This window comes from Geobacillus sp. C56-T3 (assembly GCF_000092445.1).
Taxonomy (GTDB): Bacteria; Bacillota; Bacilli; order Bacillales; family Anoxybacillaceae; genus Geobacillus; species Geobacillus thermoleovorans.
The window spans coordinates 988359-1013828 of record NC_014206.1; the positions used below are offsets into that span (position 1 = coordinate 988359).

Annotated in this window: 27 protein-coding genes and 1 other annotated feature; of the genes, 26 read left to right on the forward strand and 1 reads right to left on the reverse strand. The window is 54.6% G+C overall.

From position 1 onward, the window contains the following. Positions 1 to 85 precede the first annotated feature (85 nt). The 24 genes from GC56T3_RS05000 (at position 86) to GC56T3_RS05110 (ending at position 23341) form a co-directional block, all read left to right on the forward strand. Positions 86 to 1381: a replication-associated recombination protein A gene (locus GC56T3_RS05000; RefSeq protein ID WP_013144653.1), complete on the forward strand. Its 1296-nt coding sequence runs from the start codon at positions 86 to 88 to the stop codon at positions 1379 to 1381. 40 nt (positions 1382 to 1421) lie between these two features. After that, positions 1422 to 1655, forward strand: coding sequence for a hypothetical protein (locus GC56T3_RS05005; RefSeq protein ID WP_041468257.1), 234 nt, complete (start codon positions 1422 to 1424; stop codon positions 1653 to 1655). A gap of 11 nt (positions 1656 to 1666) precedes the next feature. Further along, positions 1667 to 2083: a cysteine metabolism transcriptional regulator CymR gene (gene cymR, locus GC56T3_RS05010; protein ID WP_011232042.1), complete on the forward strand. Its 417-nt coding sequence runs from the start codon at positions 1667 to 1669 to the stop codon at positions 2081 to 2083. 27 nt (positions 2084 to 2110) lie between these two features. Then, on the forward strand, positions 2111 to 3253 hold the full coding sequence (locus tag GC56T3_RS05015; protein ID WP_013144654.1) for a cysteine desulfurase family protein: 1143 nt from the start codon (positions 2111 to 2113) through the stop codon (positions 3251 to 3253). Between the two features lie 15 nt (positions 3254 to 3268). After that, positions 3269 to 4384: a tRNA 2-thiouridine(34) synthase MnmA gene (mnmA, locus tag GC56T3_RS05020; RefSeq protein ID WP_013144655.1), complete on the forward strand. Its 1116-nt coding sequence runs from the start codon at positions 3269 to 3271 to the stop codon at positions 4382 to 4384. Between the two features lie 88 nt (positions 4385 to 4472). Beyond that, positions 4473 to 5135, forward strand: a complete 663-nt coding sequence (locus GC56T3_RS05025) for a tetratricopeptide repeat protein (RefSeq protein ID WP_013144656.1) — start codon at positions 4473 to 4475, stop codon at positions 5133 to 5135. Positions 5136 to 5154: 19 nt separating this feature from the next. Continuing rightward, on the forward strand, positions 5155 to 7515 hold the full coding sequence (locus GC56T3_RS05030; RefSeq protein WP_013144657.1) for an ATP-dependent RecD-like DNA helicase: 2361 nt from the start codon (positions 5155 to 5157) through the stop codon (positions 7513 to 7515). A 25-nt stretch (positions 7516 to 7540) separates the two neighbouring features. After that, a complete protein-coding gene (locus GC56T3_RS05035; RefSeq protein ID WP_011232037.1) occupies positions 7541 to 8014 on the forward strand; it encodes a PRC-barrel domain-containing protein in 474 nt (157 codons plus the stop codon). Between the two features lie 15 nt (positions 8015 to 8029). Next, positions 8030 to 8221, forward strand: coding sequence for a hypothetical protein (locus tag GC56T3_RS05040; RefSeq protein WP_008881018.1), 192 nt, complete (start codon positions 8030 to 8032; stop codon positions 8219 to 8221). Positions 8222 to 8232: 11 nt separating this feature from the next. After that, a complete protein-coding gene (locus tag GC56T3_RS18375; RefSeq protein WP_013144658.1) occupies positions 8233 to 8367 on the forward strand; it encodes a YrzQ family protein in 135 nt (44 codons plus the stop codon). A gap of 120 nt (positions 8368 to 8487) precedes the next feature. Continuing rightward, on the forward strand, positions 8488 to 9549 hold the full coding sequence (locus tag GC56T3_RS05045; protein ID WP_013144659.1) for an AI-2E family transporter: 1062 nt from the start codon (positions 8488 to 8490) through the stop codon (positions 9547 to 9549). Between the two features lie 47 nt (positions 9550 to 9596). Continuing rightward, positions 9597 to 9821, forward strand: a binding site (T-box leader). A 46-nt stretch (positions 9822 to 9867) separates the two neighbouring features. After that, on the forward strand, positions 9868 to 12504 hold the full coding sequence (gene alaS / locus GC56T3_RS05050; protein ID WP_013144661.1) for an alanine--tRNA ligase: 2637 nt from the start codon (positions 9868 to 9870) through the stop codon (positions 12502 to 12504). A 67-nt stretch (positions 12505 to 12571) separates the two neighbouring features. Beyond that, complete coding sequence (locus GC56T3_RS05055; protein ID WP_011232033.1) at positions 12572 to 12838, forward strand: IreB family regulatory phosphoprotein; 267 nt, start codon at positions 12572 to 12574, stop codon at positions 12836 to 12838. A 4-nt stretch (positions 12839 to 12842) separates the two neighbouring features. After that, the gene (gene ruvX / locus GC56T3_RS05060; RefSeq protein WP_011232032.1) at positions 12843 to 13259 is read left to right on the forward strand and encodes a Holliday junction resolvase RuvX; all 417 of its coding nucleotides are present in this window, start codon (positions 12843 to 12845) and stop codon (positions 13257 to 13259) included. Between the two features lie 15 nt (positions 13260 to 13274). After that, complete coding sequence (locus GC56T3_RS05065; protein ID WP_011232031.1) at positions 13275 to 13574, forward strand: DUF1292 domain-containing protein; 300 nt, start codon at positions 13275 to 13277, stop codon at positions 13572 to 13574. Between the two features lie 241 nt (positions 13575 to 13815). Continuing rightward, complete coding sequence (gene mltG / locus GC56T3_RS05070) at positions 13816 to 14907, forward strand: endolytic transglycosylase MltG (protein WP_013144662.1); 1092 nt, start codon at positions 13816 to 13818, stop codon at positions 14905 to 14907. Between the two features lie 435 nt (positions 14908 to 15342). Continuing rightward, positions 15343 to 15996 (forward strand): O-methyltransferase, encoded by a 654-nt coding sequence (locus tag GC56T3_RS05075; RefSeq protein ID WP_013144663.1) that lies wholly within the window; start codon positions 15343 to 15345, stop codon positions 15994 to 15996. Next, on the forward strand, positions 15993 to 16922 hold the full coding sequence (locus GC56T3_RS05080) for a peptidase U32 family protein (protein ID WP_013144664.1): 930 nt from the start codon (positions 15993 to 15995) through the stop codon (positions 16920 to 16922). The genes GC56T3_RS05075 and GC56T3_RS05080 overlap by 4 nt, the downstream gene beginning before the upstream one ends. A gap of 18 nt (positions 16923 to 16940) precedes the next feature. Next, positions 16941 to 18209 (forward strand): U32 family peptidase, encoded by a 1269-nt coding sequence (locus tag GC56T3_RS05085; protein ID WP_011232027.1) that lies wholly within the window; start codon positions 16941 to 16943, stop codon positions 18207 to 18209. A 1-nt stretch (position 18210) separates the two neighbouring features. Beyond that, positions 18211 to 18846 carry a uridine kinase gene (udk, locus tag GC56T3_RS05090; protein WP_013144665.1) on the forward strand — a complete coding sequence of 212 codons (636 nt, stop codon included), beginning with the start codon at positions 18211 to 18213 and terminating at the stop codon, positions 18844 to 18846. A 197-nt stretch (positions 18847 to 19043) separates the two neighbouring features. Next, positions 19044 to 20099, forward strand: coding sequence for an RNA-guided endonuclease TnpB family protein (locus GC56T3_RS05095; protein ID WP_041468259.1), 1056 nt, complete (start codon positions 19044 to 19046; stop codon positions 20097 to 20099). Positions 20100 to 20285: 186 nt separating this feature from the next. Then, positions 20286 to 20762 (forward strand): transcription elongation factor GreA, encoded by a 477-nt coding sequence (greA, locus tag GC56T3_RS05100; RefSeq protein WP_011232025.1) that lies wholly within the window; start codon positions 20286 to 20288, stop codon positions 20760 to 20762. Between the two features lie 116 nt (positions 20763 to 20878). After that, positions 20879 to 22651, forward strand: coding sequence for a penicillin-binding protein 2 (locus tag GC56T3_RS05105; protein ID WP_013144666.1), 1773 nt, complete (start codon positions 20879 to 20881; stop codon positions 22649 to 22651). A gap of 66 nt (positions 22652 to 22717) precedes the next feature. Next, positions 22718 to 23341: a YrrS family protein gene (locus tag GC56T3_RS05110; RefSeq protein WP_013144667.1), complete on the forward strand. Its 624-nt coding sequence runs from the start codon at positions 22718 to 22720 to the stop codon at positions 23339 to 23341. Positions 23342 to 23454: 113 nt separating this feature from the next. Here GC56T3_RS05110 and GC56T3_RS05115 read toward each other — a convergent pair whose 3' ends face one another. Further along, positions 23455 to 23664 carry a YrzA family protein gene (locus GC56T3_RS05115; RefSeq protein WP_011232022.1) on the reverse strand — a complete coding sequence of 70 codons (210 nt, stop codon included), beginning with the start codon at positions 23662 to 23664 and terminating at the stop codon, positions 23455 to 23457. Between the two features lie 190 nt (positions 23665 to 23854). On the opposite strand from GC56T3_RS05115, the gene GC56T3_RS05120 reads away from it, so the two are divergent. Together GC56T3_RS05120 and mtnN are read left to right on the forward strand one after the other, a co-directional pair. Continuing rightward, entirely contained in the window at positions 23855 to 24502 is a 648-nt protein-coding gene (locus GC56T3_RS05120; protein ID WP_041468261.1) for a class I SAM-dependent methyltransferase, read from the forward strand. Positions 24503 to 24516: 14 nt separating this feature from the next. Continuing rightward, positions 24517 to 25224: a 5'-methylthioadenosine/S-adenosylhomocysteine nucleosidase gene (gene mtnN, locus GC56T3_RS05125; protein ID WP_013144669.1), complete on the forward strand. Its 708-nt coding sequence runs from the start codon at positions 24517 to 24519 to the stop codon at positions 25222 to 25224. Positions 25225 to 25470: the final 246 nt, after the last annotated feature.

The window sequence follows — 25470 nt, forward strand, 5'->3', positions numbered from 1 at the left end:
AGACGCCCCATTCGCCGAAAATGAATAGGCGGCATCGAAGGATGTCTGTGAACATAGCGTCATCAATCTCAAGGAGGGGGTCGGCATGCCCAAAACGACGGAGCCGCTTGCTTGGCGGATGCGGCCGCGGACGATCGATGAGATCGTTGGGCAACAGCACATCATTGGCCCTAGTACGCCGCTTTATAAAATGGTCAAAAAAGGTCATGTTCCCTCGCTTTTGCTTTACGGAGAGCCGGGGACAGGGAAGACGTCACTCGCTTACGCCATTGCCCGCACCGCCGGGCGCGAATGGGTCGCCATCAATGCGACGACCGCCGGCAAAAAGGAAATCGAAGAGGCAGTCGAAGCGGCGCGTTGGTCGGGCAATGTCCTCTTATTTATCGACGAAATCCATCGGCTGAATAAAGCGCAGCAAGACGTTTTGTTGCCGCATCTCGAATCCGGGCTCGTGACCTTGATTGGCGCCACAACGGAAAACCCGTTTCACGAGGTCAATCCCGCCATTCGCAGCCGCTGCGGGCAAATCCAACAACTGAAACCGCTCAAGCCGGATGACCTCATGATCATTCTGAAACGGGCGCTCGCTGATCCGGAACGAGGGGTCGGCGAGCCGCCGGTTGTCATTGACGAGTCGTTGTTATGGCGCATCGCCGAGGCAGCCGGTGGGGATGCGCGCGTCGCGCTTTCGCTTCTGGAGGCGGCGGTTGCGGCTGCCGATGAGCGCCACGGCCGCTTGTATATTGTTGAGGATATCGTGGCTTCATGCACCGCAAACCGCGGTTTTACCCATGACAAATATGGCGATCATTATTATTCGTTGTTGTCCGCGTTTCAAAAAAGCGTGCGCGGCAGCGATGCCGATGCCGCGCTTCATTATTTGGCCCGTCTGCTTGAAGGCGGAGACTTGGCGGCCGTTTGCCGGAGATTGCTTGTGATGGCTTATGAGGACATCGGACTTGCCAATCCGATGATGGGAGTGAAAGTACAGGCAGCGGTCGAAGCGGCGGAACGCCTCGGGCTGCCGGAAGCGCGCATTCCGCTCGCGGTTGTGACGATTGAACTCTGTTTAAGCCCGAAATCGAACAGTGCTTACAAGGCGCTGGACGCTGCCATTGCCGATGTCCGTTCCGGCAAGCTTGGCGATATTCCGGATCATTTAAAAGACGCTCATTACAAAGGGGCGGCTGCACTCGGGCGTGGACAAGGCTACTTGTATCCGCACGATTATCCGAACGGCTGGGTGGCGCAAGCGTATTTGCCCTCCGCTCTGGAAGGCGTCCGCTATTATGAACCGAAAGAGCATGGCGAGGAAAAACATTACGCCAAGGTGTACCGGCGGCTTGAGCAGTTGAAACAAGAGGTCAAGGTTCAGCCGTGAAGGGAAAGGGATTTTTATGATATAATAACACAGGCGTTTCATGCTCACTTTGACCGAGCTGACCGGATGGAACGTGGCGTACATTCGCATCGGGATCGAAGCGTTCGTGCTGTTGGCCGGCTGGTTGCTCGGCGGCCCGGTGTCGTTTGGCACGTTCCTTTTTTGTGTGACGATCGGTTCGATTGCCGGCTTGGCGCTGCCGCAATGCCAAAAGGTCGCAAGCCGCCTGCTTGGACCGGCCGCCGGCACTCGGACGCAAGGGTTAAGCCGTTAGGAGGGATATGAATGAAGATTTCGACGAAAGGCCGATATGGCTTGACGATTATGATTGAATTGGCCAAAAAATATGGCGATCGTCCGATCTCGCTTCGTTCGATCGCCAAGGCGAACAATTTATCTGAACATTATTTAGAGCAGCTCGTCACGCCGCTGCGCAACGCCGGGCTCGTCAAAAGCATCCGCGGAGCGTATGGCGGCTATGTGCTCGCTGAACATCCGGCGAAAATCACCGCCGGCGACATTTTGCGCGTGTTGGAGGGGCCGCTGACCCCGGTCGAGGAGCTCGAGGAGGAAGAGCCGGCGAAGCGCGAGCTATGGATTCGCATCCGCGATGCGGTCGAGGAAGTGCTCGACAGCACAACGCTCGAAGATTTGGCGAAGTATAGCGACGGGGATGAAGGGGCATATATGTTTTATATTTAAGCAACAGAAAGGAAAGGAGAATGGCCGTTGGAACGGATTTATTTGGACCATGCGGCAACTTCCCCGGTCCATCCAGACGTGGCCGCCGGTATGGTCCAGTGGATGACGGAACAGTTCGGCAACCCGTCAAGCATCCATCATTTTGGACGGCAGAGCCGCCGCGCGGTCGATGAAGCGAGGGCTGTCATCGCCCGCTCGATTGGGGCGAAAGAGACGGAGATTGTGTTTACAAGCGGCGGCACGGAAGCGGATAACTTTGCGGTCATCGGAACGGCCATAGCGAACCGCGGCCGCGGCAATCATATCATTACAACCGCCATCGAGCATCATGCGGTGCTGCGCGCTTGTGAATATTTAGAGACGCAAGGGTTTGAGGTCACGTATTTGCCCGTTGACGAACAAGGGACGGTATCGGTCGAGGATGTCAAGGCCGCGCTGCGCGATGAGACCGTTTTGGTGTCGGTCATGTTTGCCAACAACGAAGTCGGCACGATCCAGCCGATTCGCGAAATCGGGGCGCTGCTTCGCGATCATCCGGCTTATTTCCATACGGACGCCGTTCAGGCGTACGGGCTTCTTCCGATCGATGTGAATGAATACGGGATCGATTTGCTGTCGATTTCCGCTCATAAAATCAACGGCCCGAAAGGAAGCGGGGCTTTGTATGTCCGGGAAACGGTCCGCATCACTCCGATCCTTTTCGGCGGCGAACAGGAGCGGAAGCGGCGCGCCGGCACGGAAAACGTCCCCGGCATCATCGGCTTGGCGCAGGCGGCGGAAATCGCTGAGCGAACAAGGGAAGAGAAACGTCGGCAATATGCGGCGTGGCGCGAGGCGATGCTTGCGATTTTCCGCTCCTCAGGGATCGACTATGCGGTCAACGGCCGCCCGGATGGCCTGCCGCATATTTTGAATGTCGCCTTCCCGGGAACCAATGTCGAATCGCTGCTCGTGAACTTGGATTTAGCCGGCATCGCCGCCTCGAGCGGGTCAGCATGCACCGCCGGGTCAATCGACCCGTCGCACGTGCTTGTCGCGATGTGCGGAAAAGAGTCGGAGCGCATCCGTTCGTCTGTGCGCTTCAGCTTCGGGCTCGGCAATACGATGGAACAAATCGAGCGGGCGGCCGAGGAAACAGTGAAGATCATAAAGCGGCTCACAAACCGCTAAAGGGGGGGAAACAGCATGAACAAAGCGCCGCACGAAACGCGCGTGGTCGTCGGCATGTCCGGCGGGGTCGACTCGTCGGTCGCTGCGCTGCTATTGAAAGAACAAGGATATGATGTGATCGGCATTTTTATGAAAAACTGGGATGACACCGATGAAAACGGCGTTTGCACGGCGACTGAGGATTACGAAGATGTCGTGCGCGTCTGCAACCAAATCGGCATCCCGTATTATGCGGTCAATTTTGAAAAACAGTATTGGGACAAAGTGTTTACGTACTTTTTGAATGAATACAAAGCCGGGCGCACGCCGAACCCGGACGTGATGTGCAATAAGGAAATTAAGTTCAAGGCGTTTTTAGAGCACGCCATGTCGATCGGCGCCGATTACATCGCAACCGGCCATTACGCCCGCGTCGAGTTTCGCGATGGCGAATATAAAATGCTGCGCGGAGCTGACCCGAACAAAGATCAAACGTACTTTTTAAACCAGCTCGGCCAAGCTCAGCTGTCGAAAGTGATGTTTCCGATCGGCCATTTGCAGAAAGCGGACGTGCGCCGGATTGCGAAAGAGGCTGGGCTCGCCACCGCTGGAAAAAAAGACAGCACGGGCATTTGTTTTATCGGTGAACGCGATTTCAAAGAATTTTTGAGTCATTATTTGCCGGCCCGGCCGGGAGTGATGAAAACGCTCGATGGCGAAGTGAAAGGGCGGCATGACGGCGTCATGTATTACACGATCGGCCAGCGCCACGGCCTTGGCATCGGCGGCAGCGGCGAACCGTGGTTTGTCGTCGGCAAAGATGTGCGCGAAAATGTGCTGTATGTCGCCCAAGGGTTTGAAAACGAATATTTGTATTCCACCTCGCTAAAGGCGGTCGATGTCAACTGGGTGTCTGACCGCAAGCCGGAAGCGCCGTTCCGTTGCACGGCGAAATTTCGCTATCGTCAGCCTGATGTCGGCGTGACGGTCCACCCGCTTGCGGACGGCGGGGCGGAAGTCGTGTTTGATGCGCCGGCGCGGGCGGTGACGCCGGGGCAGGCGGTTGTTTTTTACAACGGCGAGGAATGCCTCGGCGGCGGCACGATCGATGAAGTGTTCCGCAACGGCGAAAAGCTTTGGTATGTTGGTTGACGGATGTGCCGGTGCGCACGATCTTCAATCAGGCTATTAGGCTGGGGGCCGTTGCTTGAAAATCACGTTGAATCAGGGGGGATGGGCGGTGGCCAATTTCAACGAACAAGGCTTGGCGTATATGCGCGAGGGGAAGTATGAGGAAGCCATCCGCTGTTTTTCCGCTGCGGTCGAACAGCATCCGGACGATCCGGCCGGGTACATTAACATCGGCACGGTTCTCGTTGCTGCCGGTGAAGAAGAGAAGGCGCTTGACTGTTTCCGACAGGCGCTGAAAATTGACAAGAAGGCGGCGGCCGCGTATTACGGCATGGGTACAGTGCATTATAAGCGTGAGCAGTTCACGAAAGCGAAAGATATGTTTGAGCGCGCGCTTGGGCTTGGTCTTGACGATGCCGATACGCATTTTATGCTCGGCATGTCCTTATGGCGGCTCGAGATGCCGCGGCTGGCGCTGCCGTATTTGCAGCGCGCGGCTGAGCTGAACGAGACGGATGCCGAAGCGCTGTTTCAGCTTGGCCTTTGCCTCGCCACGCTCGATTATGTCGATGAGGCGAAGCGTTATTTCGAAAAAACGTTGGAACTCGATCCGCGCCACGCTGATGCGTACTACAATTTAGGCGTCATTTATGCGTACAAAGATGAGCTCGATGCCGCCCGCAATATGTTTGCCGCTGCCTTGGAAGCCAAGCCCGATCACGTGCTTGCCGGATACGGAAAGAAACTGATGGAAAAGCGGCTTGCGCCGTAAAAAGGCAGGGGGATGGCTGTTGCAAGAGCAACAAATCCTCGCCCTTGACGGACGCACGTTCATTAAAGGAGTGTGCTTGGCGGTCATTTTTCATAATGAGGAAACATTGTACACGGTCGTCCGTGTGCGCGTTGAGGAAACGAACGAAGCGCCCGTTGAGGAGGAAGTCGTCGTCACCGGCTATTTTCCGCGTTTAAACGAAGGGGACGTCTACATCTTTTACGGACAATTCCGCCAACATCCGCGTTTTGGCCGCCAATATGCGGCTAGTCAGTTCCGCAAACAGCTTCCGAACACGAAAGAAGGAGTCATTCATTATTTATCGAGCGGTTTGTTCAAAGGAATCGGCAAAAAAACGGCTGCGGCGATTGTCGAGACGCTCGGCGAAAACGCGATTGCGGCCATTTTGCGCGACCCCAAGACGCTAGAGCGTGTGCCGAAGCTGACGAAAAAAAAGGCGAAGCAGCTGTACGATGCGCTTCGCGCCCACGAAGGGCTTGAGCAAACGATGATCGCCCTCGCCCAGCTCGGTTTTGGCCCGCAGCTGGCCATGAAAATTTACCAAGCGTATGGCGAAGAAGCGATTGACATCATCCACGAGAACCCGTACCAGCTTGTTGAGGATATCGAAGGGATCGGCTTTAGCCGCGCTGATGAAATCGGGCGCCAGCTCGGCATTTCCGGCAGCCATCCGGCCCGGCTGCGCGCCGCCTCGTTGTTTATTCTTGAACAGGCGTGCTTGCAGGAAGGGCACGTTTATTTGCGCGAGGAAGAGTTGATGGAGCGCATCGGGGAGCTGCTTGACGGAAGGCTGAGCGGTGCGGTGGATGGACGAGCGATCAGCCAAACGCTTCTGATGTTAAGCGAGGAAGGAAAGCTGATCGCCGAGCAAGGGCGCTATTATCTCCCTTCCCTTTATTTCGCTGAGAAAGGGATCGTCTCCAACATTAAGCGGCTGCTCGGGCAGGCGCCGCCGTCGGCGTTTGCCGAGTCGGAGTTTTTGCTGGCGCTTGGGGCGCTTGAGGAACGGCTTGGCATGCAATATGCCCCCCAGCAAAGGGAAGCGATCCAACAAGCGCTTTCTTCGCCGCTGTTTATTTTGACCGGCGGTCCGGGAACGGGGAAAACGACGGTCATCAAAGGCATCGTCGAGCTGTTTGCCGCCCTAAACGGCCTGTCTCTTGACCCGGCTGACTACAAACAAGGCGAGCCGTTTCCGGTGCTGCTGGCCGCACCGACCGGCCGAGCGGCGAAGCGGATGAGCGAGGCGACCGGGCTGCCGGCGGCGACGATCCACCGCTTGCTCGGCTGGAATGGGGCGGAAGGGTTCAGCCGTGACGAGAACGAACCGATTTCCGGCAAGCTGCTTGTCATCGATGAGATGTCGATGGTCGACACGTGGCTCGCCAACCAGCTGTTAAAAGCCGTGCCAAACGACATGCAAGTCATTTTCGTCGGCGATGAGGATCAATTGCCATCCGTCGGGCCAGGGCAAGTGCTGAAAGACTTGCTCTCTTCAGGCGTTATTCCGTTCGCTCGGTTGACCGAGGTGTATCGCCAGGCGGAAGGATCATCGATCATCGAGCTTGCTCATAAGATGAAGCGCGGCGTCGTGCCGGACGATTTGACCGCTCCGAAGGCAGACCGTTCCTTCATCCGTTGCCGTGCGGGCCAGGTCGTCGATGTCGTGCGGCAAATCGCGGACAACGCGCGCAAAAAAGGGTTTTCCGTCAAAGATATTCAAGTGCTCGCCCCGATGTACCGTGGTCCAGCGGGCATTGACCAATTGAACAAGGCGCTTCAAGAGCTGTTCAACCCGCCGGCTGAGGGGAAGCGGGAGCTGTCGGTCGGTGAGGTCGTCTACCGCGTCGGCGATAAGGTGCTGCAGCTCGTCAATCAACCGGAAGACAATGTGTTTAACGGCGACATCGGCGAAATCGTTGCCATTTTTTACGCCAAAGAAAATATCGAAAAGCAAGACTTGCTCGTCGTCTCGTTTGATGGCATTGAAGTGACGTACACACGGCAAGATTTAGGACAAATCACCCATGCGTACTGCTGTTCGGTTCATAAGGCGCAAGGAAGCGAGTTTCCAATCGTCATTTTGCCCGTCGTCAAAAACTATTACCGGATGTTGAAACGGAATTTGTTGTATACTGCGGTGACAAGAAGCAAGCAGTTTCTCGTTTTATGCGGGGAAGAGGAAGCGTTTCGATTCGGCGTCGCAAAACAAAGCGACGGAGCGCGCCAGACGGCGCTCGCTGAGAAGCTGGCGGGGGCGGCGGCGCCGTTTGTCGAGGTCGAACTGCCGTTTGAAGAGGCGAACATGGGGATGGAAAACGTTACGCCGTATGACTTTATGGGCGATGAGCCAAGCTAAAGGTGGCTGGAAAGGTGGGAGAACGATGCGGACGTTTTCCGACATCAAGGGCCTTCCCATTTATGAACAAACGACGGGAAAAATGGTCGGAACGATCGCTGACATTTGGTTTACCAGCCACGGCGCGGTCAAAGGGCTTGTCGCGGAACAGGGCGGTTTGTTCGGCCGCCGCCGCTATTTGCCGCTTTCAGCCGTGCAGTCGTTCGAAAACGACCGAGTCATCATCTGTGATGCAGATAGCTTCCAGCCGTTTCCTTCTCCTGACAGCGGCCACTCTCTTTACGGCGAACGCGGCCTCGCCGGCAGCATGGTTGTCGCCGCGGACGGAACAACGATCGGACTGTTGGATGACGTATATTTTGACGGGCAATTGGGCAAAATTGACGGATACGAGATCAGCGAGGGATTTTTTTCCGATTTGACCGAAGGAAAGAAACGAATGGAGCTCGCTCCGTTCACCGCCAGAGAAGGCGTGGTCACCGTGGAAACAACGATGTAAGGAGAGTGGCTGTCCATGCTCATTTGCCCGAATTGCAAACGAAAAAATTTAGGGAAAATCGGCGTCAACCAGTACTACTGCTGGGATTGCTTTATTGAGCTGTCCGTCTCGAAAGGGATGATCCACGCCCATCAAGTGGAAGAAGACGGAACGTTGAGTTCTCTTGACGACTTGTTTGACGACCACGAACGCACGATCCAATTTTAGGGGGGACACGCATGAACCGGATGATGACGTCGCTGTTAGCAGTCGGATTAGGCGTCGCCGCTTATCAGCTCGCCCAACGAAACGATTGGATGAACGGTCGCACGATGCGGAGGATGCGCCGCCGCTTGATGCAAGCGATCCGCTGACGGCGCTGCCGCCCTCGCCTTTGCGCGGGGGCGGCGCCTTGTGGCTGTCAAATAGTGCTAAAAGCGGTGAAGGCATATTTCCCGCCGCATCTCCTACACTAAACGGTAGGAGGTGTGGCGATGGGCGAGCAACAATGGCTGTCGTTCTTTCGCATCGGAAAATGGCTGCTGATTACGGCAATCATCTATTTGATCGTTCGGATGAAAGACGTTTGGTGGCCGGTCATCGATTTTATCGCAACGGTGTTGACGCCGTTTTTGCTGGCGTCGTTTATTACGTATTTGCTCTCCCCGCTTGTGGAATCCATCCATCGCAAAGGAATGCCGCGCGCCCTTGCCATTTTGTTGATTTATTTGTTGTTTTTCGGTTTGGTCGGCTACGGCTTGTACCGCGGCGTGCCGCTATTCATCGCCCAGTTGCGTGAACTGGATGAACAGCTGCCGTCTTTGATGAATACATACCGCCAATGGGTGCGCCACATCCACGACGAGACGTCGAATTGGCCGCTTGAGGTGCACACACGCATCGAGGCGATGTTTGCCGAGATCGAGCAAGCAGCGGCGGCCGCCGTCGCGATGGCGATCAACGCCGCCAAATCGTTCATCGGTTCGGCGGCGACGCTGTTGATCATTCCGTTTATCGTCTTCTATATGTTAAAAGACATTGATGTGTTGAAAAAAGCGGTTTGGTACATGACACCGAAGCGGTGGCGTGGGCCGGGGATGACGTTTTTGAAGGATGTCGATGAATCGCTCGGCGGCTACATTCGCGGCCAGCTGTTCGTCTGTGCGGCGATCGGTCTGGCGGCGGCGCTCGGCTTGTGGCTTGCCGGCATGGATTATCCGCTGCTGCTCGGCTTTGTCATTGGCGTGACGAACATCATCCCGTATTTTGGCCCGCTGATCGGCGCCGTTCCAGCGGTCATTTTGGCTGCCACCGTCTCGCTGAAAATGGTCGTGATCGTGCTTGTCATCATTTTTACCTTGCAGTTTTTAGAAGGGAACGTCTTGTCGCCGCTGATCGTCGGCAAAAGCGTGCATATGCATCCGCTTGTCATTATGCTCGCCCTCTTTGCCGGCGGTGAGCTCGCCGGCGTGCTCGGCCTCATTCTTGCCGTTCCGACGGCGGCGGTGCTGAAAGTGGCCATCGCCCATTGGAAAGAGCATTATGCTTCGCATTGACAAATGCTCTCTGCTTGTCTATAATCTTTCAATGAAAAAAGCGAATACATAACGCGATGACGGATCGAGTATGTTGCAGTCCATCTTAACGCGCGAGCTCGCGCACAGAGAGGAATTTCCGCGGCTGAAAGAAATTCCAGATGAAGGGCAACAGAAGGCTAATCCGGAGCGCAGGCAAAACCTGACGCAAGGCTGCGTTACGGCCAAAGAGGTGATGGGCGTTTTTTGCCCATAAACAGGGTGGTACCGCGAGCATAACTCTCGTCCCTGCAGGGGATGGGAGTTTTTTTATATAAAAGGCGAAAGGGGAGGATCATCATGAAAAAGCTGACATCCGCCCAAGTGCGGCGCATGTTTTTAGAGTTTTTCCAAGAAAAAGGCCATGCGGTTGAGCCGAGCGCATCGCTCATTCCGGTCGACGACCCGTCGCTGCTTTGGATCAACAGCGGCGTCGCGACGTTGAAAAAATACTTTGACGGGCGCATCGTTCCGGAAAACCCGCGCATTTGCAACGCGCAAAAATCGATCCGCACCAACGACATCGAAAACGTCGGGAAAACGGCGCGCCACCATACGTTTTTTGAAATGCTCGGCAACTTTTCGATCGGCGATTACTTCAAGCGTGAAGCGATCCATTGGGCATGGGAGTTTTTGACGAGCGACAAATGGATCGGTTTTGATCCGGAACGGTTGTCCGTTACTGTCCATCCGGAAGACGAGGAAGCGTACAACATTTGGCGCAACGAAATCGGCTTGCCGGAAGAGCGGATCATTCGCCTTGAAGGCAACTTCTGGGACATCGGCGAAGGCCCGAGCGGTCCGAACACGGAAATCTTTTACGACCGCGGCGAAGCGTTCGGCAACGACCCGAACGATCCGGAGCTGTACCCAGGCGGGGAAAATGACCGCTATTTAGAAGTATGGAACCTTGTCTTTTCGCAGTTTAACCATAACCCGGACGGCACGTACACGCCGCTGCCGAAGAAAAACATCGACACCGGCATGGGCTTGGAGCGGATGTGCTCGATTTTGCAAGACGTGCCGACGAACTTTGAAACCGACTTGTTCCTGCCGATCATCCGCGCGACCGAGCAGATCGCCGGCGAGCGGTATGGCGAAGATCCGGACAAAGACGTCGCCTTTAAGGTGATCGCCGACCATATTCGCGCCGTGACGTTCGCGATCGGCGACGGGGCGCTGCCGTCAAATGAGGGCCGCGGTTATGTGCTGCGCCGCCTGCTCCGCCGCGCGGTGCGCTATGCGAAACATATCGGCATTGAACGTCCGTTTATGTACGAACTCGTCCCGGTCGTCGGCGAGATTATGCACGACTACTATCCGGAGGTGAAAGAAAAAGCCGATTTCATCGCCCGCGTCATCCGGACGGAAGAAGAACGGTTCCATGAAACGCTCCATGAAGGGCTCGCCATATTGGCGGAGGTGATCGAAAAGGCGAAAGAGCAAGGAAGCGACGTCATTCCGGGCGAGGAAGCGTTCCGCCTGTATGATACGTACGGCTTTCCGATCGAGCTGACGGAAGAGTACGCCGCTGAAGCGGGCATGACGGTCGACCATGCCGGATTTGAGCGCGAGATGGAGCGGCAACGCGAACGGGCGCGCGCGGCCCGGCAAGATGTCGATTCGATGCAAGTCCAAGGCGGAGTGCTCGGTGACATTAAAGATGAAAGCCGGTTTGTCGGCTACGATGAGCTTGTTGCCGCATCGACGGTCATCGCCATCGTCAAAGACGGGCGGCTTGTCGAGGAAGTGAAAGCCGGCGAAGAGGCGCAAATCATCGTCGATGTGACGCCATTTTACGCCGAAAGCGGCGGACAAATCGCTGACCAAGGCGTGTTTGAAAGCGAAACAGGAACAGCGGTCGTCAAAGATGTGCAAAAAGCGCCGAACGGCCAACATCTTCATGCGATCATCGTCGAACGCGGAACGGTGAAAAAAGGATCCCGCTATACGGCGCGCGTCGATGAAGCAAAGCGGATGCGCATCGTAAAAAACCATACGGCGACCCATTTGCTCCATCAAGCGCTAAAAGATGTGCTCGGCCGCCATGTCAACCAAGCGGGGTCGCTTGTCGCCCCGGACCGGCTTCGTTTTGACTTCACCCATTTTGGGCAAGTGAAGCCAGAGGAGCTCGAGCGCATCGAAGCCATCGTCAACGAACAAATTTGGAAAAGCCTCCCGGTTGACATTTTTTATAAACCGCTCGAGGAAGCGAAAGCGATGGGCGCGATGGCGCTGTTTGGCGAAAAATACGGCGACATCGTCCGCGTCGTCAAAGTCGGCGACTACAGCCTCGAGCTGTGCGGCGGCTGCCATGTGCCCAACACATCAGCCATCGGGTTGTTTAAAATCGTCTCCGAGTCCGGCATCGGCGCCGGCACGCGCCGGATTGAAGCGGTGACCGGGGAAGCGGCATACCGCTTTATGAGCGAACAGCTTGCTATTTTGCAAGAGGCGGCGCAAAAACTGAAAACAAGCCCGAAAGAATTGAATGCGCGTCTTGACGGACTGTTTGCCGAGCTGAAAGAGCTCGAGCGCGAAAATGAATCGCTTGCTGCCCGCCTCGCCCATATGGAAGCTGAGCACCTCACCCGTCAAGTGAAAGATGTAAACGGCGTGCCGGTGTTGGCGGCAAAAGTGCAGGCCAATGACATGAACCAACTGCGGGCCATGGCTGATGATTTGAAACAAAAGCTCGGCACGGCGGTCATCGTGTTGGCGTCCGCCCAGGGCGGAAAAGTGCAACTGATTGCCGCAGTAACGGACGATTTGGTGAAAAAAGGATTCCATGCCGGCAAGCTGGTGAAAGAAGTAGCATCGCGTTGCGGTGGGGGCGGCGGCGGGCGCCCGGATTTGGCGCAAGCTGGCGGCAAGGACCCAAGCAAGGTCGGCGAAGCGCTCGGTTATGTCGAAACATGGGTGAAATCCGTTTCCTAATTGGCGCGGATCGTGTACAATGGATGTAAAAGGACGGGGTGCCTGAATAAGGAGCGAGGTGGAAACGGTGAGCTCGTTTGACCAAACGATGCAGTTTCATTTTTCCGAGGAGCCGGCCGAGACGAACGTTCGCGAAGTGTTGTTGACGGTGTATGGCGCCTTGCAGGAAAAAGGCTACAATCCGATCAACCAAATTGTCGGCTACTTGTTGTCCGGCGACCCAGCTTACATTCCGCGCCATAAAGATGCGCGTGCGCTCATCCGCAAAATTGAACGCGACGAATTAATCGAGGAATTGGTGAAATTCTATTTACAGGGGCAACGAAAGGATTAACCTGATGCGGACGCTAGGATTAGATTTGGGAACGAAAACGCTCGGCGTTGCCGTTAGCGACGAACTCGGCCTTACAGCGCAAGGATTGGAGACGATCGCCATTGATACGGAGCGCGGCGACTACGGCTTAAAGCGGCTGCGCGCCATCATCGATGAGTACGGCGTCGATACGATTGTCGTCGGGTGGCCGAAAAACATGAACGGCACGCTCGGGCCGCGCGCTGAGGCAAGCGAGCGGTTCGCCGCCAAATTGCGCGAGGAGTTTTCTTTGCCCGTTGTGCTTTGGGATGAACGGCTGTCGACGATGGCCGCCGAACGGATGTTGATCGCTGCCGACGTCAGCCGGAAAAAGCGGCGGAAAGTGATCGACAAAATGGCGGCGGCCGTCATTTTGCAGTCATATTTGGACAGTAAACGATAAATTGGAGGAGAAAACATGGAACACGGAGACCGTCATATTACCGTTGTCGACGAACATGGCAACGAGCAGCTGTGCGAAATTTTGTTTACGTTTGAATCAGATGATTTCGGCAAATCGTATGTGTTTTACTATCCGGTCGGCGTCGAGGCGGAAGATGAGAACGGCGAGACGGAAGTGCACGTTTCCGCCTTCATCCCTGGGGATGAGAACAAAGAAGGCGAACTGCTCCCAATCGAGACGGAAGAAGAGTGGGACATGATCGAAGAAGTATGGAATACGTTTTGTGCTGAACAGGAAGAGGAAGACGACGAATAACGGACAGCAGAGGGGGCCAAAAGGATCGGGGCCCCTTTTCTTATTGCCGTATTATGCGCTGAGAAACGATAAGTTGTGTTCCATGCAATGGTTCAGATATCTTCTTGTTTGTTCGACAAACGTTGCGAAGGGCTTCGATTGACCGGCGCGTTTCCTCCCCTGGCTTTGCATTTTTTGACCGTCAAGGGCGAAAAATGCGGAACTTTGTAGTATAATATGGCCGGGTGAAAGGAGGACAAAGATGAAACAGAACGATTGGAGGGCCAAAGAGGCGCGGCTTGTGCGGAAAATCGTCTTGATTGTCTGTGCTGTTCTGCTGGCGGCGTTTGTCATTGCCGGCGCCAGCAGTTTCTTATACATCCGTTCAGCGCTTAAGCCCGTCGACCCGAATGACCGCACCCCGGTCCATATCTCGATTCCGATCGGTTCATCGGCGGCGGCGATTGCCGAGCAGCTCGAACAAAAGCGGCTCATTAAAAGCGCGGCCGTGTTTCGCTTATATGTCCGCTGGAAAAATGAATCCGGCTTCCAGGCTGGGGAGTATGAGTTGACGCGGGCGATGCCAATGGCGCGCATCATCGAGCTGTTAAAAACGGGGAAATCGCTAAAAATCGGATTGAAGCTGACCGTTCCGGAAGGGTCGCAATTGGTGCAAATCGCTGACCTCATTGCTGCGAAAACAGGGTACAAACAAGAACAGATTATGAAATTGCTTAACGATCGCGCGTATATCGAACGGCTGATGAAAATGCACCCGGATTTGTTGACTGATGATATTTTTCACAAAGGCATCCGCTATCCGCTGGAAGGCTACTTGTTCCCGGCGACGTATGTGTTTGCTGACGAAAAGCCGCCGCTCTCAGAGATCATTGAGGCGATGGTGGCGAAAACGGCAGCTGTGCTTGACACATATAAGGCAGCGATGAAAGAAAAGAACATGTCGCCGCATCAGCTGTTGACGATGTCGTCGCTCATTGAGGAAGAGGCGACGGAAAAAGCTGACCGCGAAAAAATCGCCAGCGTGTTTTACAATCGGCTGCACCGCGGCATGCCGCTTCAAACCGACCCGACCGTTTTGTACGCCCTTGGCGAACATAAAGAGCGTGTGTTGTATAAAGATTTGCAGGTCAATTCGCCGTACAACACGTACATGCATAAAGGGCTGCCGCCGGGGCCGATCGCCAACGCCGGCGTCATGTCGATCGAAGCGGCGCTTGAACCGGCGGCGACCGACTATTTATACTTTTTGGCGACACCGGGCGGCGAGGTCATTTTTACGAAAACGTTGGCCGAGCATAACCGGGAAAAGGCGAAATATATTGGAAAACAATAGGTCAAAACGGAAGGTAATGGCCGGTGGGGTGAAACGGCTTCGCTTTTCCGCTGTTTTATGGTAGTATAGTTGAACAGACCAACGATAAGAGTCCTTTGCGGCTCTTATTTTTCATGACGACAAAGCGCAAATGCCGGATTGTATATAGATGCAATTTGAAGCTTTACCATTTGTAGTTTTTCCCGAGTATTTGATCGACTGTCGGGCGACCGAACAACGCCGCTTCCAGACCCATATATGGGTCTGTGAAGCAGGCCGGTTGTTCGGTCTTCCGTCACGCCAAGGCGTGACGGAGAAGCCTGTGGCTTGCCTCCGTCAGTCGAAAATGGGCAAACCGCTTTTCCGTCAAGGATATATTAAACTTCTTCGTTGCATCTATATAGTTCAACTTTGGCGAGCGCTTTTCAGTTTGCTGACGGCAGGGAGGAATTCCTCTTGCTTTCCAATGACATTGTTTCGTACTTGCAAAAGCTGCGTCCGGCGCCGGATGAGGACATTGAGGAGATGGAGCAGTACGCCTATCGGCACCGCATACCGATCATGGATCCGGTGAGCGTCGAAGTGCTGTTATTCATCTTGAAGCTGATCAGGCCGCGCCGCATTTTGGAAATCGGCACGGCGATCGGCTATTCGGCGATCCGGATGGCAAAGGCGCTGCCGGATGCGCGCATTGTGACGATCGAAAAAGACCGGGAGCGGTATGAGCGCGCCCGTTTTTACATCGAAAAGACGAACACCAAGCGGCAAATCGAGGCGGTGTTGGGCGATGCGCTCGCGGTCGAGGCCGATGTGGCGGCCGCCGCGCCGTTTGATGTGCTGTTTATTGATGCCGCCAAAGGGCAATATGAGCGCTTTTTTACGCTCTATGAGCCGTTTGTGGCTGCAGGCGGCCTCATCATCAGCGACAACGTCTTGTTTAAGGGGCTCGTCGCCGCCGAAGCGCCGGCGGACAATCGACGGCTTTGGAACATCGCCCGAAAAATTCGCCGCTACAATGAGTGGCTCATGAGTCGAAGCGGTTATGATACGGTCATCATTCCGGTCGGCGATGGGCTCGCCATATCGAAAAAACGAGGTGAAGAACAGTGAAAAAACCCGAATTGCTCGTGACGTCGACGAGCGTTGCCCATATCGACGAGCTGGCTGAAGCCGGAGCGGACGCGGTCATCATTGGCGAGCAGCGCTACGGTTTGCGGCTTGCCGGCGAATTTTCCCGCCATGATGTCGCTGCCGCCGTCAAAGCCGCCCACCGGCGCGGCATGAACGTGTATGTGGCGATGAACGCCATTTTCCATAACGATAAAGTGGACGAGCTTGGCGACTACGTCGCGTTTTTGGCTGATGTCGGCGCCGATGCCATCGTCTTCGGCGATCCCGCGGTGCTCTTGACTGTCCGAGAGACGGCGCCGCACATGAAGCTCCACTGGAGCACGGAGACGACAGCGACGAACTGGTATGCGTGCAACTATTGGGGCCGGAAAGGGGCGAAGCGCGCCGTCTTGGCCCGCGAGTTGAACATGGACGCCATTTTGGAAATCAAAGCCCATGCCGAAGTGGAAATCGAGGTGCAAGTGCACGGCGCGATGTGCATGTACCAATCGAAGCGCTCGCTGATCGGCAGCTATTTTGAATATCAAGGGAAAGTGATGGAAGTTGAACGGAAGAAGTACGAAAAAGGGATGTTTCTTTACGACAAAGAGCGCGACAACAAATATCCGATTTTTGAAGACGAAAACGGCACGCATATTATGAGCCCGAACGATGTTTGCATGATCGATGAGCTCGGCGACATGGTCGAGGCCGGCATCGACAGCTTTAAAATTGACGGGATTTTGCACGAGCCGCGCTACATTACCGAAGTGACGAAGCTGTACCGCCGCGCCATCGATTTATGCGCCGATGACCGCGAGCGGTACGAACGGGAAAAAGAGGAGCTGCTTGCGGCCGTTGAAGCGCTTCAGCCGCCGCATCGCCGCATCGACACCGGATTTTTCTTCAAAGAGACCATTTATTGAGAAAAGGAGGGAAGCAGCATGCTTTTAAAAAATGATCGCATCTCCGAAATCATTGACGGCAAGCGCGTCATTGTGAAAAAGCCAGAGCTGCTCGCCCCGGCCGGCAACTTGGAAAAACTGAAAATCGCCGTCCATTACGGCGCAGACGCCGTCTTTATCGGAGGCCAAGAGTACAGCTTGCGCGCCAACGCCGACAACTTTACGATTGAGGAAATTCGCGAAGGGGTCGAATTTGCCAATCGATACGGAGCCAAAGTATACGTAACGGCCAATATTTACGCCCATAACGAAAACATCCCTGGTCTTGATGACTATTTGCGGGCGCTTGAAGATGCCGGTGTTTGCGGCATCATCGTCGCCGACCCGCTCATCATCGAAACGGCGCGCCGGGTGGCGCCGAAGCTTGAAGTGCATTTAAGCACGCAGCAATCGCTTACCAACTGGAAAGCGGTCCAATTTTGGAAAGAGGAAGGGCTCGAGCGGGTTGTGCTCGCTCGAGAAGTGGGCGCAGAAGAAATCCGGCAGATCAAAGAGAAAGTCGATATTGAAATCGAGGCGTTCATCCATGGGGCGATGTGTTCCGCCTACTCCGGCCGCTGTGTATTGAGCAACCATATGACGGCGCGCGACTCAAACCGCGGCGGATGCTGCCAGTCGTGCCGCTGGGATTACGATTTGTATCAGCTCTCGGACGGCCGGGAAATTCCGTTGTTTGAAAAAGGGGACGCCCCGTTTGCGATGAGCGCGAAAGATTTGAACTTAATCCGCGCCATTCCGGTGATGATCGAATTGGGTGTGGATAGCTTGAAAATTGAAGGGCGGATGAAATCGATCCATTACGTGGCGACGGTTGTCAGTGTCTACCGGAAAGTCATTGATGCCTACTGCGCTGACCCAGACCATTTCACGATCCGCGAAGAGTGGGTGCGGGAGCTGGAGAAATGCGCCAACCGCGAGACGGCGCCGTCGTTCTTTGACGGCTTCCCGGATTATACGAACCATATGTACGGGACGCACAGCCGGAAAACGACGCATGAATTCGCCGGTTTGGTGCTTGGCTATGACCCGGAGACGGGCATCGCCACCGTCCAGCAGCGCAACCATTTCCGCCCGGGCGATGAAGTCGAATTTTTCGGTCCGGAAATTGAAAACTTCACCCAAGTGATTGAGAAAATTTGGGACGAAGACGGCAACGAGCTTGATGCGGCGCGCCATCCGCTGCAAATCGTGAAGTTTAAGGTCAAGCGCCCTCTATTCCCATACAACATGATGAGAAAGGAGAATTAAGATGGGGAAGAAGCCCGTTGTCATCGGCGTCGCCGGCGGCTCCGGCTCGGGGAAGACGAGCGTCGCCCGCGCGATTTACGACCATTTCGGCGATCACTCGATTCTTGTGCTCGAGCAAGATTTTTATTACAAGGATCAAAGCCATCTTCCGTTTGAAGAGCGGCTGAAGACGAACTATGACCATCCGCTCGCGTTTGACAATGATTTGTTGATTGAGCATATTCATAAGCTGCTTCGCTATGAGCCGATTGACAAGCCGGTGTACGATTATACGCTGCACACTCGCTCAAGCGACGTCATTCGCGTGGAGCCAAAGGATGTCATCATCGTGGAGGGCATTCTTGTCTTGGAGGATGAGCGACTCCGCAATTTAATGGACATTAAAGTATATGTCGACACCGACCCGGACATCCGCATCATCCGCCGTCTCATCCGCGATATGAAAGAGCGCGGCCGCACGTTCGATTCGGTCATCGAGCAATATTTGTCCGTCGTCCGGCCGATGCACAACCAGTTTGTCGAACCGACGAAGCGCTACGCGGATGTGATCATTCCGGAAGGTGGACAAAACGCTGTCGCCATCGATTTAATGGTGGCAAAAATTCGCACAGTTCTTGAACAAAAAGCGGTTTTGTAATAACATAACAGAGACAAAACAATATATTATATAACAAGTAAGCGTACGAACAGCCGTTTTTGCTGTTCGTACGTTTTACAGACCCGCGAGCGAGAAAGCCCACTCCTTTAGGGATGAGATGAAAGCGAGCCGTTTTCTTATATTGAATGATTATGAAAAAAAACGGTATCATGTCATCGTCGCAAGGAGGTGAATCCATGCCCACGATCACACTAAGGCTGGAGCTGCACAAGCCGACGAAAGCCAAACAAGACATGTACGAACGGATGACAGAAGTGAATACCGCGTTTGCGAATTGGCTGTTGAATCATCCCGAGCTGAATCAAGCAACGAGCAAACTATTTAAAGAGTTTTCGTCGCAGCGGTTTCCTTCTGCCGTCGTGAATCAGACGATTCGAGAAGTGAAGTCCCAAAAGAAAAACCAGAAAACAAAGAAGTTTCGAACATTATGGTGTTGCTTTAACAATCAAAACGTAAAGGTGGAAAAGAAAGGATCGTTCTACACGGTTTCCTTCCCTACACTGGAGAAGCGAATTGGCGTGCCGGTCGTCACGCGCCCCTATCAAGAAGCGTGGCTGAATCGGCTGATCAATGGAACCGCCAAACAAGGGGCCGTCAAGCTCTACAAAAAGAGGAAAAAATGGTACTTGGCGATCGCGATCACCTTTGACGTGAAGCCGCGGCACGAAACAAAGGTGATGGGGGTTGACCTTGGGCTTCGCTATATCGCCGTGGCCAGCGTGGGAACGAAATCGTTGTTTTTCAAAGGGAACCAATGCGCCTTCATTCGTCGACGATATGCGGCTTTGCGGCGAACGTTGGGCAAAGCGAAGAAGCTCCAGATGATTCGCAAAATCGGCCGCAAAGAGTCCCGCTGGATGAAGGACCAAAATCACAAAATCAGCCGTCAAATCGTGAATGTTGCGCTCGCCAACGGTGTTGGCGTAATTCGGATGGAAGCGTTGACGGGGATTCGCAAGCGGGCAACATCGGCCAAAGAAGCGGCGCGAAGCCTTCATGCTTGGGCGTTCCACCAACTGCAAACGATGATTGCCTATAAAGCGGAAATGGCAGGCATTCGGGTGGAGTGGGTGAAGCCGACCTACACGAGCCAAACGTGTAAATGCGGACATCGGGAAAAGGGAAATCGCAATGGCATCCACTTTCAGTGTAAACAATGCGGATACACCCTCCACGCCGACTTGAATGGCGCGATCAACATCGCCAAAGCGATTTCGGGCTTCGCCGCCTAGCGCACTGGTCACAGGTGCGCCGCCCATTGGGGTACATCGTAACCCGATGGGACGGGGTGATGACACACCCCTGAACTTGGGCGTTGTCCGAACCAGAAATGGATGCGGGCGCAAACGACCCAAGAATCCCACGCCCTTTAGGCGTGTGGAGTGTCAAATAATGCAGAATATAGAGGAGTGAGATGAATGGCGAACGAAAAGCAGTATCCGATGACGAAAGAGGGAAAAGAGAAACTGGAACAAGAGCTTGAGTACTTAAAAACGGTCAAGCGGAAAGAAGTGGTGGAGCGCATTAAGATTGCGCGCGGGTTCGGGGATTTGTCGGAAAACTCGGAGTACGATGCTGCCAAAGATGAGCAGGCGTTTGTCGAATCGCGCATTCAAATGCTTGAAAACATGATCCGCAACGCCGTCATCATTGAAGAAGACAAAGAAAACCCGGACGTCGTCTCGCTCGGCAAGTCGGTCACGTTCATTGAACTGCCGGACGGCGAGGAAGAGACGTATACGATCGTCGGCAGCGCTGAAGCCGATCCGTTTGAAGGGAAAATTTCCAACGACTCGCCGATTGCGAAATCGCTTCTCGGCCGCCGCGTCGGCGATGAGGTGACGGTGCAAACGCCGGGCGGGGAAATGCTTGTGAAAATCGTGGCTGTGAAATAAGAAGCAGGAGGCGGCCGACCTGAACAAGCGGCGGTGTGCGAAGCGAAGAAAATTGCCGCCGCTTGACGTTTCAAACGGAAACACCTCGTCAACACTGATGATGAGGTGTTTTCTTTATGTGGAAAAAACGAACGCTTGCCATGCTCGCCCTCATTCAACTGGGCTTGTTGTTGCTTGTCGGGCGGCTCGCGCAAATTCAGCTCATTGACACCGAGTCGTTCGCCAATCATAATTTAATTGCCGAAAGCGTCGCCCAACGGACACAAGAACTGATCATTGACGACGGGCGCGGCTCGTTCGTCGACCGAAATGGCGCGCCGCTCACGAAGCGATACGTGCCGTCGCTTGTCTTATTCCCGTTTTTAACGACGATGAAATGGCCGATGGAACAAGTCGCCCGCATCGCCGGCGTCTCTGAAGAAGAGATTCGCCGCCAGCTTGAGCAGGCGGACGGTCCGTTCGTCTTAGAGAAGGATGGAGAGCCGCTCGCCTTGAGCGCCCAGCAAATGAAGCAAATTAACGATTTGCGCATTCCGGGCGTCTTAGCCGTCAACAAGCAATATCCGCTGGAAACGGTGTACGCCCCGCATTTGCTTGGCTTCACCCGCCCAGATCAGGAGCTCATCAAGAAGCGTTATCCAAAACGGCCGCTGCCGCCAAAGACCGAAGTGGGCATTCAAGGACTTGAGAAGGCGTTTGATGAGTTTTTGCTCGCCGACGGCGAAACGAAGCTGCTTTATCACGTTGACGCCGAAGGGCGGCCGCTGTTTGGGCTCGATGTCAAATACAGCGACACGGGCAACCCGTTTTATCCCGTCACCGTGCAAACGACGCTTGACCGTGACTTGCAGCAAGAGATGGAGCAGATCGTTGACCGATACGGGTTGAAAAAAGGCGGTCTCGCTTTGCTGGATATTGACACAAACAGTGTGCTCGCCATGGTCAGCCGCCCAAACATGGACCCGCGTGATCCGTACAAAAACCGCGGGGCGGAAAACCAAATAGTGTTGCCGCAAATCCCTGGCTCGATTTTTAAAACAGTCATTGCGGCCGCGGCGCTTGATGAGGGGCTCGCCTCGCTTGAGACAACGTTTGACTGCAGCCGAAAAATTGACGGCAAAACCCGCGATGAGGAGCATGATTACGGCATGCTTGATTTAGCGGACAGCTTTGCCGTCAGTTGCAACAATGCTTTCGCCACGCTCGGCAAGCAGTTGATCGAGCACGATCCGGATGCGTTTGAAACGTATGCGAAAAAACTCGGGCTGTATCCGACGGCCGGGTGGGAAGGGGCGGTGTACCATGAGGAGCATTTCCGCCAGTTTCCTGAAGAACGGAAAGGAACGATTTGGAACGATCCGCGCGACAAGCGGGTGCCGCTTGCGGTGGCGCAAACGGCGATCGGGCAAAAAAATGTACGCGTCTCGCCGCTTGGCGTCGCCAACATGATGGCGACCATCGCCCGCGGCGGCGAAGCGCTTCAGGTGCGGGCCGTTGACAAAGTGCTGTATAAAAACGGTGCGACCCTCTTTTCGTTTCCGCCTCAACCGGCTTCAGACATGGCGCCGATCGCGCCGCAGACGGCCGAAGAGCTGCAGCGGCTTTTGCGCAGCGTTGTCACCAAAGAGGATGGCACCGGCCGCCGCTTCCGTTCGCTGCCGTATCCGGTCGCCGGCAAATCCGGGACGGCGGAGACAGGAAAAATGGACGGCGGCGCTGAATTCATTAATAAATGGTTTGCTGGCTATTTTCCAGCCGACCGCCCGAAATACGCCCTCGCTGTCGTTGAGCTCGACTGCCCGAGCGGGCGGGCCTCGACGAATGATGTGTTCGCCGCCGCAGTCGAGGCGCTTTATGCTTATGACCGCGCCAAAAATGAAGTGAAGTGACGAACCAAATGTAAGGGGAATCCATGTTTCCAGCACGAACATCATCCAAAGAAGGGAGAGGAGACGGTGGCGCAAATAGAGACGCGCTTTGCCGCCCGCGCCAAGCGGCGGAGGATCAACCGTTGGCTCAATGGAGCCATTGCCGTTGTCGTGCTGCTCATTTTGATTGTCGGCGGGAACTTGCTGTTTGGCGGCGAACCGAGCAAGAAGGAGATTGATCGCGAAGCCAAAACAGAAGCGGCCAATGCGAAGCGGGTGGAAGTGGAAACAGGCGAAGCGGCGGCGCCGACGGAAGCTGAAACGCCGGCCGAGGAAGAAGACGCTGCTTCCACCGATGAAACGAGTAAAGCCGGTGCGACAGAAACGCCGGGCCCGCCGGGGTCCAACGTTGAAAAAGAAATCGTCAATCCGGCATGGCAGCCGATCGGTACGACGCAATCGGAGCCGCATGAAACGGTGTTTAAGAAAGATTCCGTCGACTGGAAGGAAATGCTCGATGCCGTCAGCTATGCGACCGGCATCGCTCCGGAGGAGATGATCGTTTGGTTCATCGGCAACAACGGACCGAACAAAGCCGTCGCGACGATTTCGACGAAAGATCAAGCCGCCCATTACAAAGTGTACATTGAATGGGTGACGAACGAAGGCTGGAAGCCGACGAAGGTGCAAAAGTTGAAACAAAAGCCATAAGCGGCATGATGAGGGGAAGCGGAGATATTCGAAACTTTGGCGGCATCAGTGAAACAATGGCGGTTCACCAGCGGCGGAAACATACACAGGCGCCCAAAAACGAAGGGCGCCTGTTATTTTTTCGCTTTGAAATGAACGACTGCGCTGTACCACCGCTTTCCGTTTTCCATGACGTGCATTTGATGGGATACATGATGGACGGAAAGCAAGAGCGCCTTGTTATGTTCAATTTGTTCGTTGATTTTTTTCTCGAGCGTCCGCAAGTCGTCCGCTTCAAAAAATTCGATTTTGTCCTCGATCAAATCAAGAGAAATGTTCGGCATCGTTCTTCCTCCTTTCCATTGTCAGTGTAGCAAATTTTCCCGCCCTCATCCACCGATGTACAAGGGGGAACAATACGAACAAAACATGATCGTTGAACAAGGGAAAAACATATGCTACAGTAAGAGCAGGCAATACGAAAAAACATACTATATTTATAGGAATTATAAACTTTTTTTGGGGTGTGACCATATGGGCAGAGAGTTTCTTGACTTGTTTGAGCAATGGGCGGAATCGTATGACCGATCGGTCGAAGGATACGATGAGCAATATCGAGACGTGTTTGCCGGTTATGACCGCATTTTAAGCACGGTCGCCGACAAAGCAGGCCAAGTTGTGCTCGAGTTTGGCGTCGGCACAGGAAACTTGACGAAAAAGCTGCTTGAGCGCGGCAAGCGGGTGTACGGGATCGAGCCATCGGCGCCGATGAGGAAAAAAGCAGCGGAAAAGCTCAGCGGGCGAGCGGTCATGCTGGACGGCGATTTTTTGCAATTTCCGACACCGCCGGAGCCGATCGACACGATCGCCAGCACGTATGCGTTTCATCATTTGACGGATGCGGAAAAAGACGAAGCGCTGGCCAAATATAGTCAATTGCTCCATCCGGGTGGTAAAATAGTGTTTGCCGATACGGCGTTTCGCGACAAAGAGGCGTTCCGCCAGGCGATTGAGGAAGCCCGGGCGCGCGGCTTCCACGATTTGGCCGACGATTTGGAACGCGAATATTATACGACGCTTGACGTATTGGCATCACTGTTTTCCAAGCATGGCTTTTCCGCCTCCTTTGCGCAGCAAAACGCGTTCGTCTGGGTGATGGAGGCGGTGAAACAAACGACATAGAAAGAGGGAGAACGATGAAAGCAGCCATTATTGGAGCCATGGAAGAGGAAGTGGCGATTTTGCGTTCGCGCATGGAAGGGCGCGAGGAAACGGTCATTGCCGGGTGCGAATTTTCCAAAGGGCGCCTTGACGGCGTGGAGGCGGTGTTGTTGAAATCCGGGATCGGCAAAGTGAACGCCGCCATGGGAACGACGCTTCTGCTTAACCGCTTTCGCCCTGACTTCGTGATTAACACGGGGTCAGCTGGCGGATTTTTGCCTTCGCTTCGTGTCGGAGATCTTGTCATTTCCAAGGAAGTCGTCCATCATGACGTCGATGTGACCGCGTTCGGCTACGCTTACGGGCAAGTGCCTGGCCTGCCGGCGCGCTACCGGGCGGATGAGGCGCTTGTTGAGGCGGCCAAGCAGGCGGCGGCGCGGCTTGATGGCCTGCAGGCAGTGACCGGCTTGATCGCCACCGGTGATTCGTTTATGAACGATCCAAAGCGAGTCGAATTTGTGCGCGGTCAGTTTCCGGAATTGTGCGCCGTCGAAATGGAAGCGGCGGCGATCGCCCAAGTGTGCGTGCAATTTGGAACGCCGTTTGTCATCATCCGGGCGTTGTCTGATATTGCTGGTGAGGAGTCGGACGTGTCGTTTGAACAGTTTTTGGAGACGGCGGCGAAACATTCGGCTGAACTTGTCTTGTCGATGCTTTCCGTTATGAAACAGAAGCGCTATTAAGATGCAGCGAAAAAGCAGCTTGTCTATGTTCTCGACTGTCGGAGGCAAGCCGCAGGCTTCTTCCGTCACGCCTTGGCGTGACGGAAGACCGAACAACCGCCTGCTTCACAGACCCATATATGGGTCTTTAAGCGGCGTTGTTCGGTCGCCCGACAGTCGATCGAATACTCGGTAAAAGTTGCAAATGGTGATGCTTCAAATTGCATCTATATAGACAACAAAACACCGCCGTTTTGCTGCTAAACT

Bases quoted from the DNA above. Each gene is read 5' to 3' on its own strand.
- GC56T3_RS05000 (WP_013144653.1), top strand. From the start codon at position 86: ATGCCCAAAACGACGGAGCCGCTTGCTTGGCGGATGCGGCCGCGGACG.
- GC56T3_RS05005 (WP_041468257.1), top strand. From the start codon at position 1,422: ATGCTCACTTTGACCGAGCTGACCGGATGGAACGTGGCGTACATTCGC.
- cymR (WP_011232042.1), top strand. From the start codon at position 1,667: ATGAAGATTTCGACGAAAGGCCGATATGGCTTGACGATTATGATTGAA.
- mnmA (WP_013144655.1), top strand. From the start codon at position 3,269: ATGAACAAAGCGCCGCACGAAACGCGCGTGGTCGTCGGCATGTCCGGC.
- GC56T3_RS05035 (WP_011232037.1), top strand. From the start codon at position 7,541: ATGCGGACGTTTTCCGACATCAAGGGCCTTCCCATTTATGAACAAACG.
- GC56T3_RS05040 (WP_008881018.1), top strand. From the start codon at position 8,030: ATGCTCATTTGCCCGAATTGCAAACGAAAAAATTTAGGGAAAATCGGC.
- GC56T3_RS18375 (WP_013144658.1), top strand. From the start codon at position 8,233: ATGAACCGGATGATGACGTCGCTGTTAGCAGTCGGATTAGGCGTCGCC.
- GC56T3_RS05045 (WP_013144659.1), top strand. From the start codon at position 8,488: ATGGGCGAGCAACAATGGCTGTCGTTCTTTCGCATCGGAAAATGGCTG.
- alaS (WP_013144661.1), top strand. From the start codon at position 9,868: ATGAAAAAGCTGACATCCGCCCAAGTGCGGCGCATGTTTTTAGAGTTT.
- ruvX (WP_011232032.1), top strand. From the start codon at position 12,843: ATGCGGACGCTAGGATTAGATTTGGGAACGAAAACGCTCGGCGTTGCC.
- GC56T3_RS05065 (WP_011232031.1), top strand. From the start codon at position 13,275: ATGGAACACGGAGACCGTCATATTACCGTTGTCGACGAACATGGCAAC.
- mltG (WP_013144662.1), top strand. From the start codon at position 13,816: ATGAAACAGAACGATTGGAGGGCCAAAGAGGCGCGGCTTGTGCGGAAA.
- GC56T3_RS05085 (WP_011232027.1), top strand. From the start codon at position 16,941: ATGCTTTTAAAAAATGATCGCATCTCCGAAATCATTGACGGCAAGCGC.
- udk (WP_013144665.1), top strand. From the start codon at position 18,211: ATGGGGAAGAAGCCCGTTGTCATCGGCGTCGCCGGCGGCTCCGGCTCG.
- GC56T3_RS05095 (WP_041468259.1), top strand. From the start codon at position 19,044: ATGCCCACGATCACACTAAGGCTGGAGCTGCACAAGCCGACGAAAGCC.
- greA (WP_011232025.1), top strand. From the start codon at position 20,286: ATGGCGAACGAAAAGCAGTATCCGATGACGAAAGAGGGAAAAGAGAAA.
- GC56T3_RS05105 (WP_013144666.1), top strand. From the start codon at position 20,879: ATGTGGAAAAAACGAACGCTTGCCATGCTCGCCCTCATTCAACTGGGC.
- GC56T3_RS05115 (WP_011232022.1), bottom strand. From the start codon at position 23,664: ATGCCGAACATTTCTCTTGATTTGATCGAGGACAAAATCGAATTTTTT.
- GC56T3_RS05120 (WP_041468261.1), top strand. From the start codon at position 23,855: ATGGGCAGAGAGTTTCTTGACTTGTTTGAGCAATGGGCGGAATCGTAT.
- mtnN (WP_013144669.1), top strand. From the start codon at position 24,517: ATGAAAGCAGCCATTATTGGAGCCATGGAAGAGGAAGTGGCGATTTTG.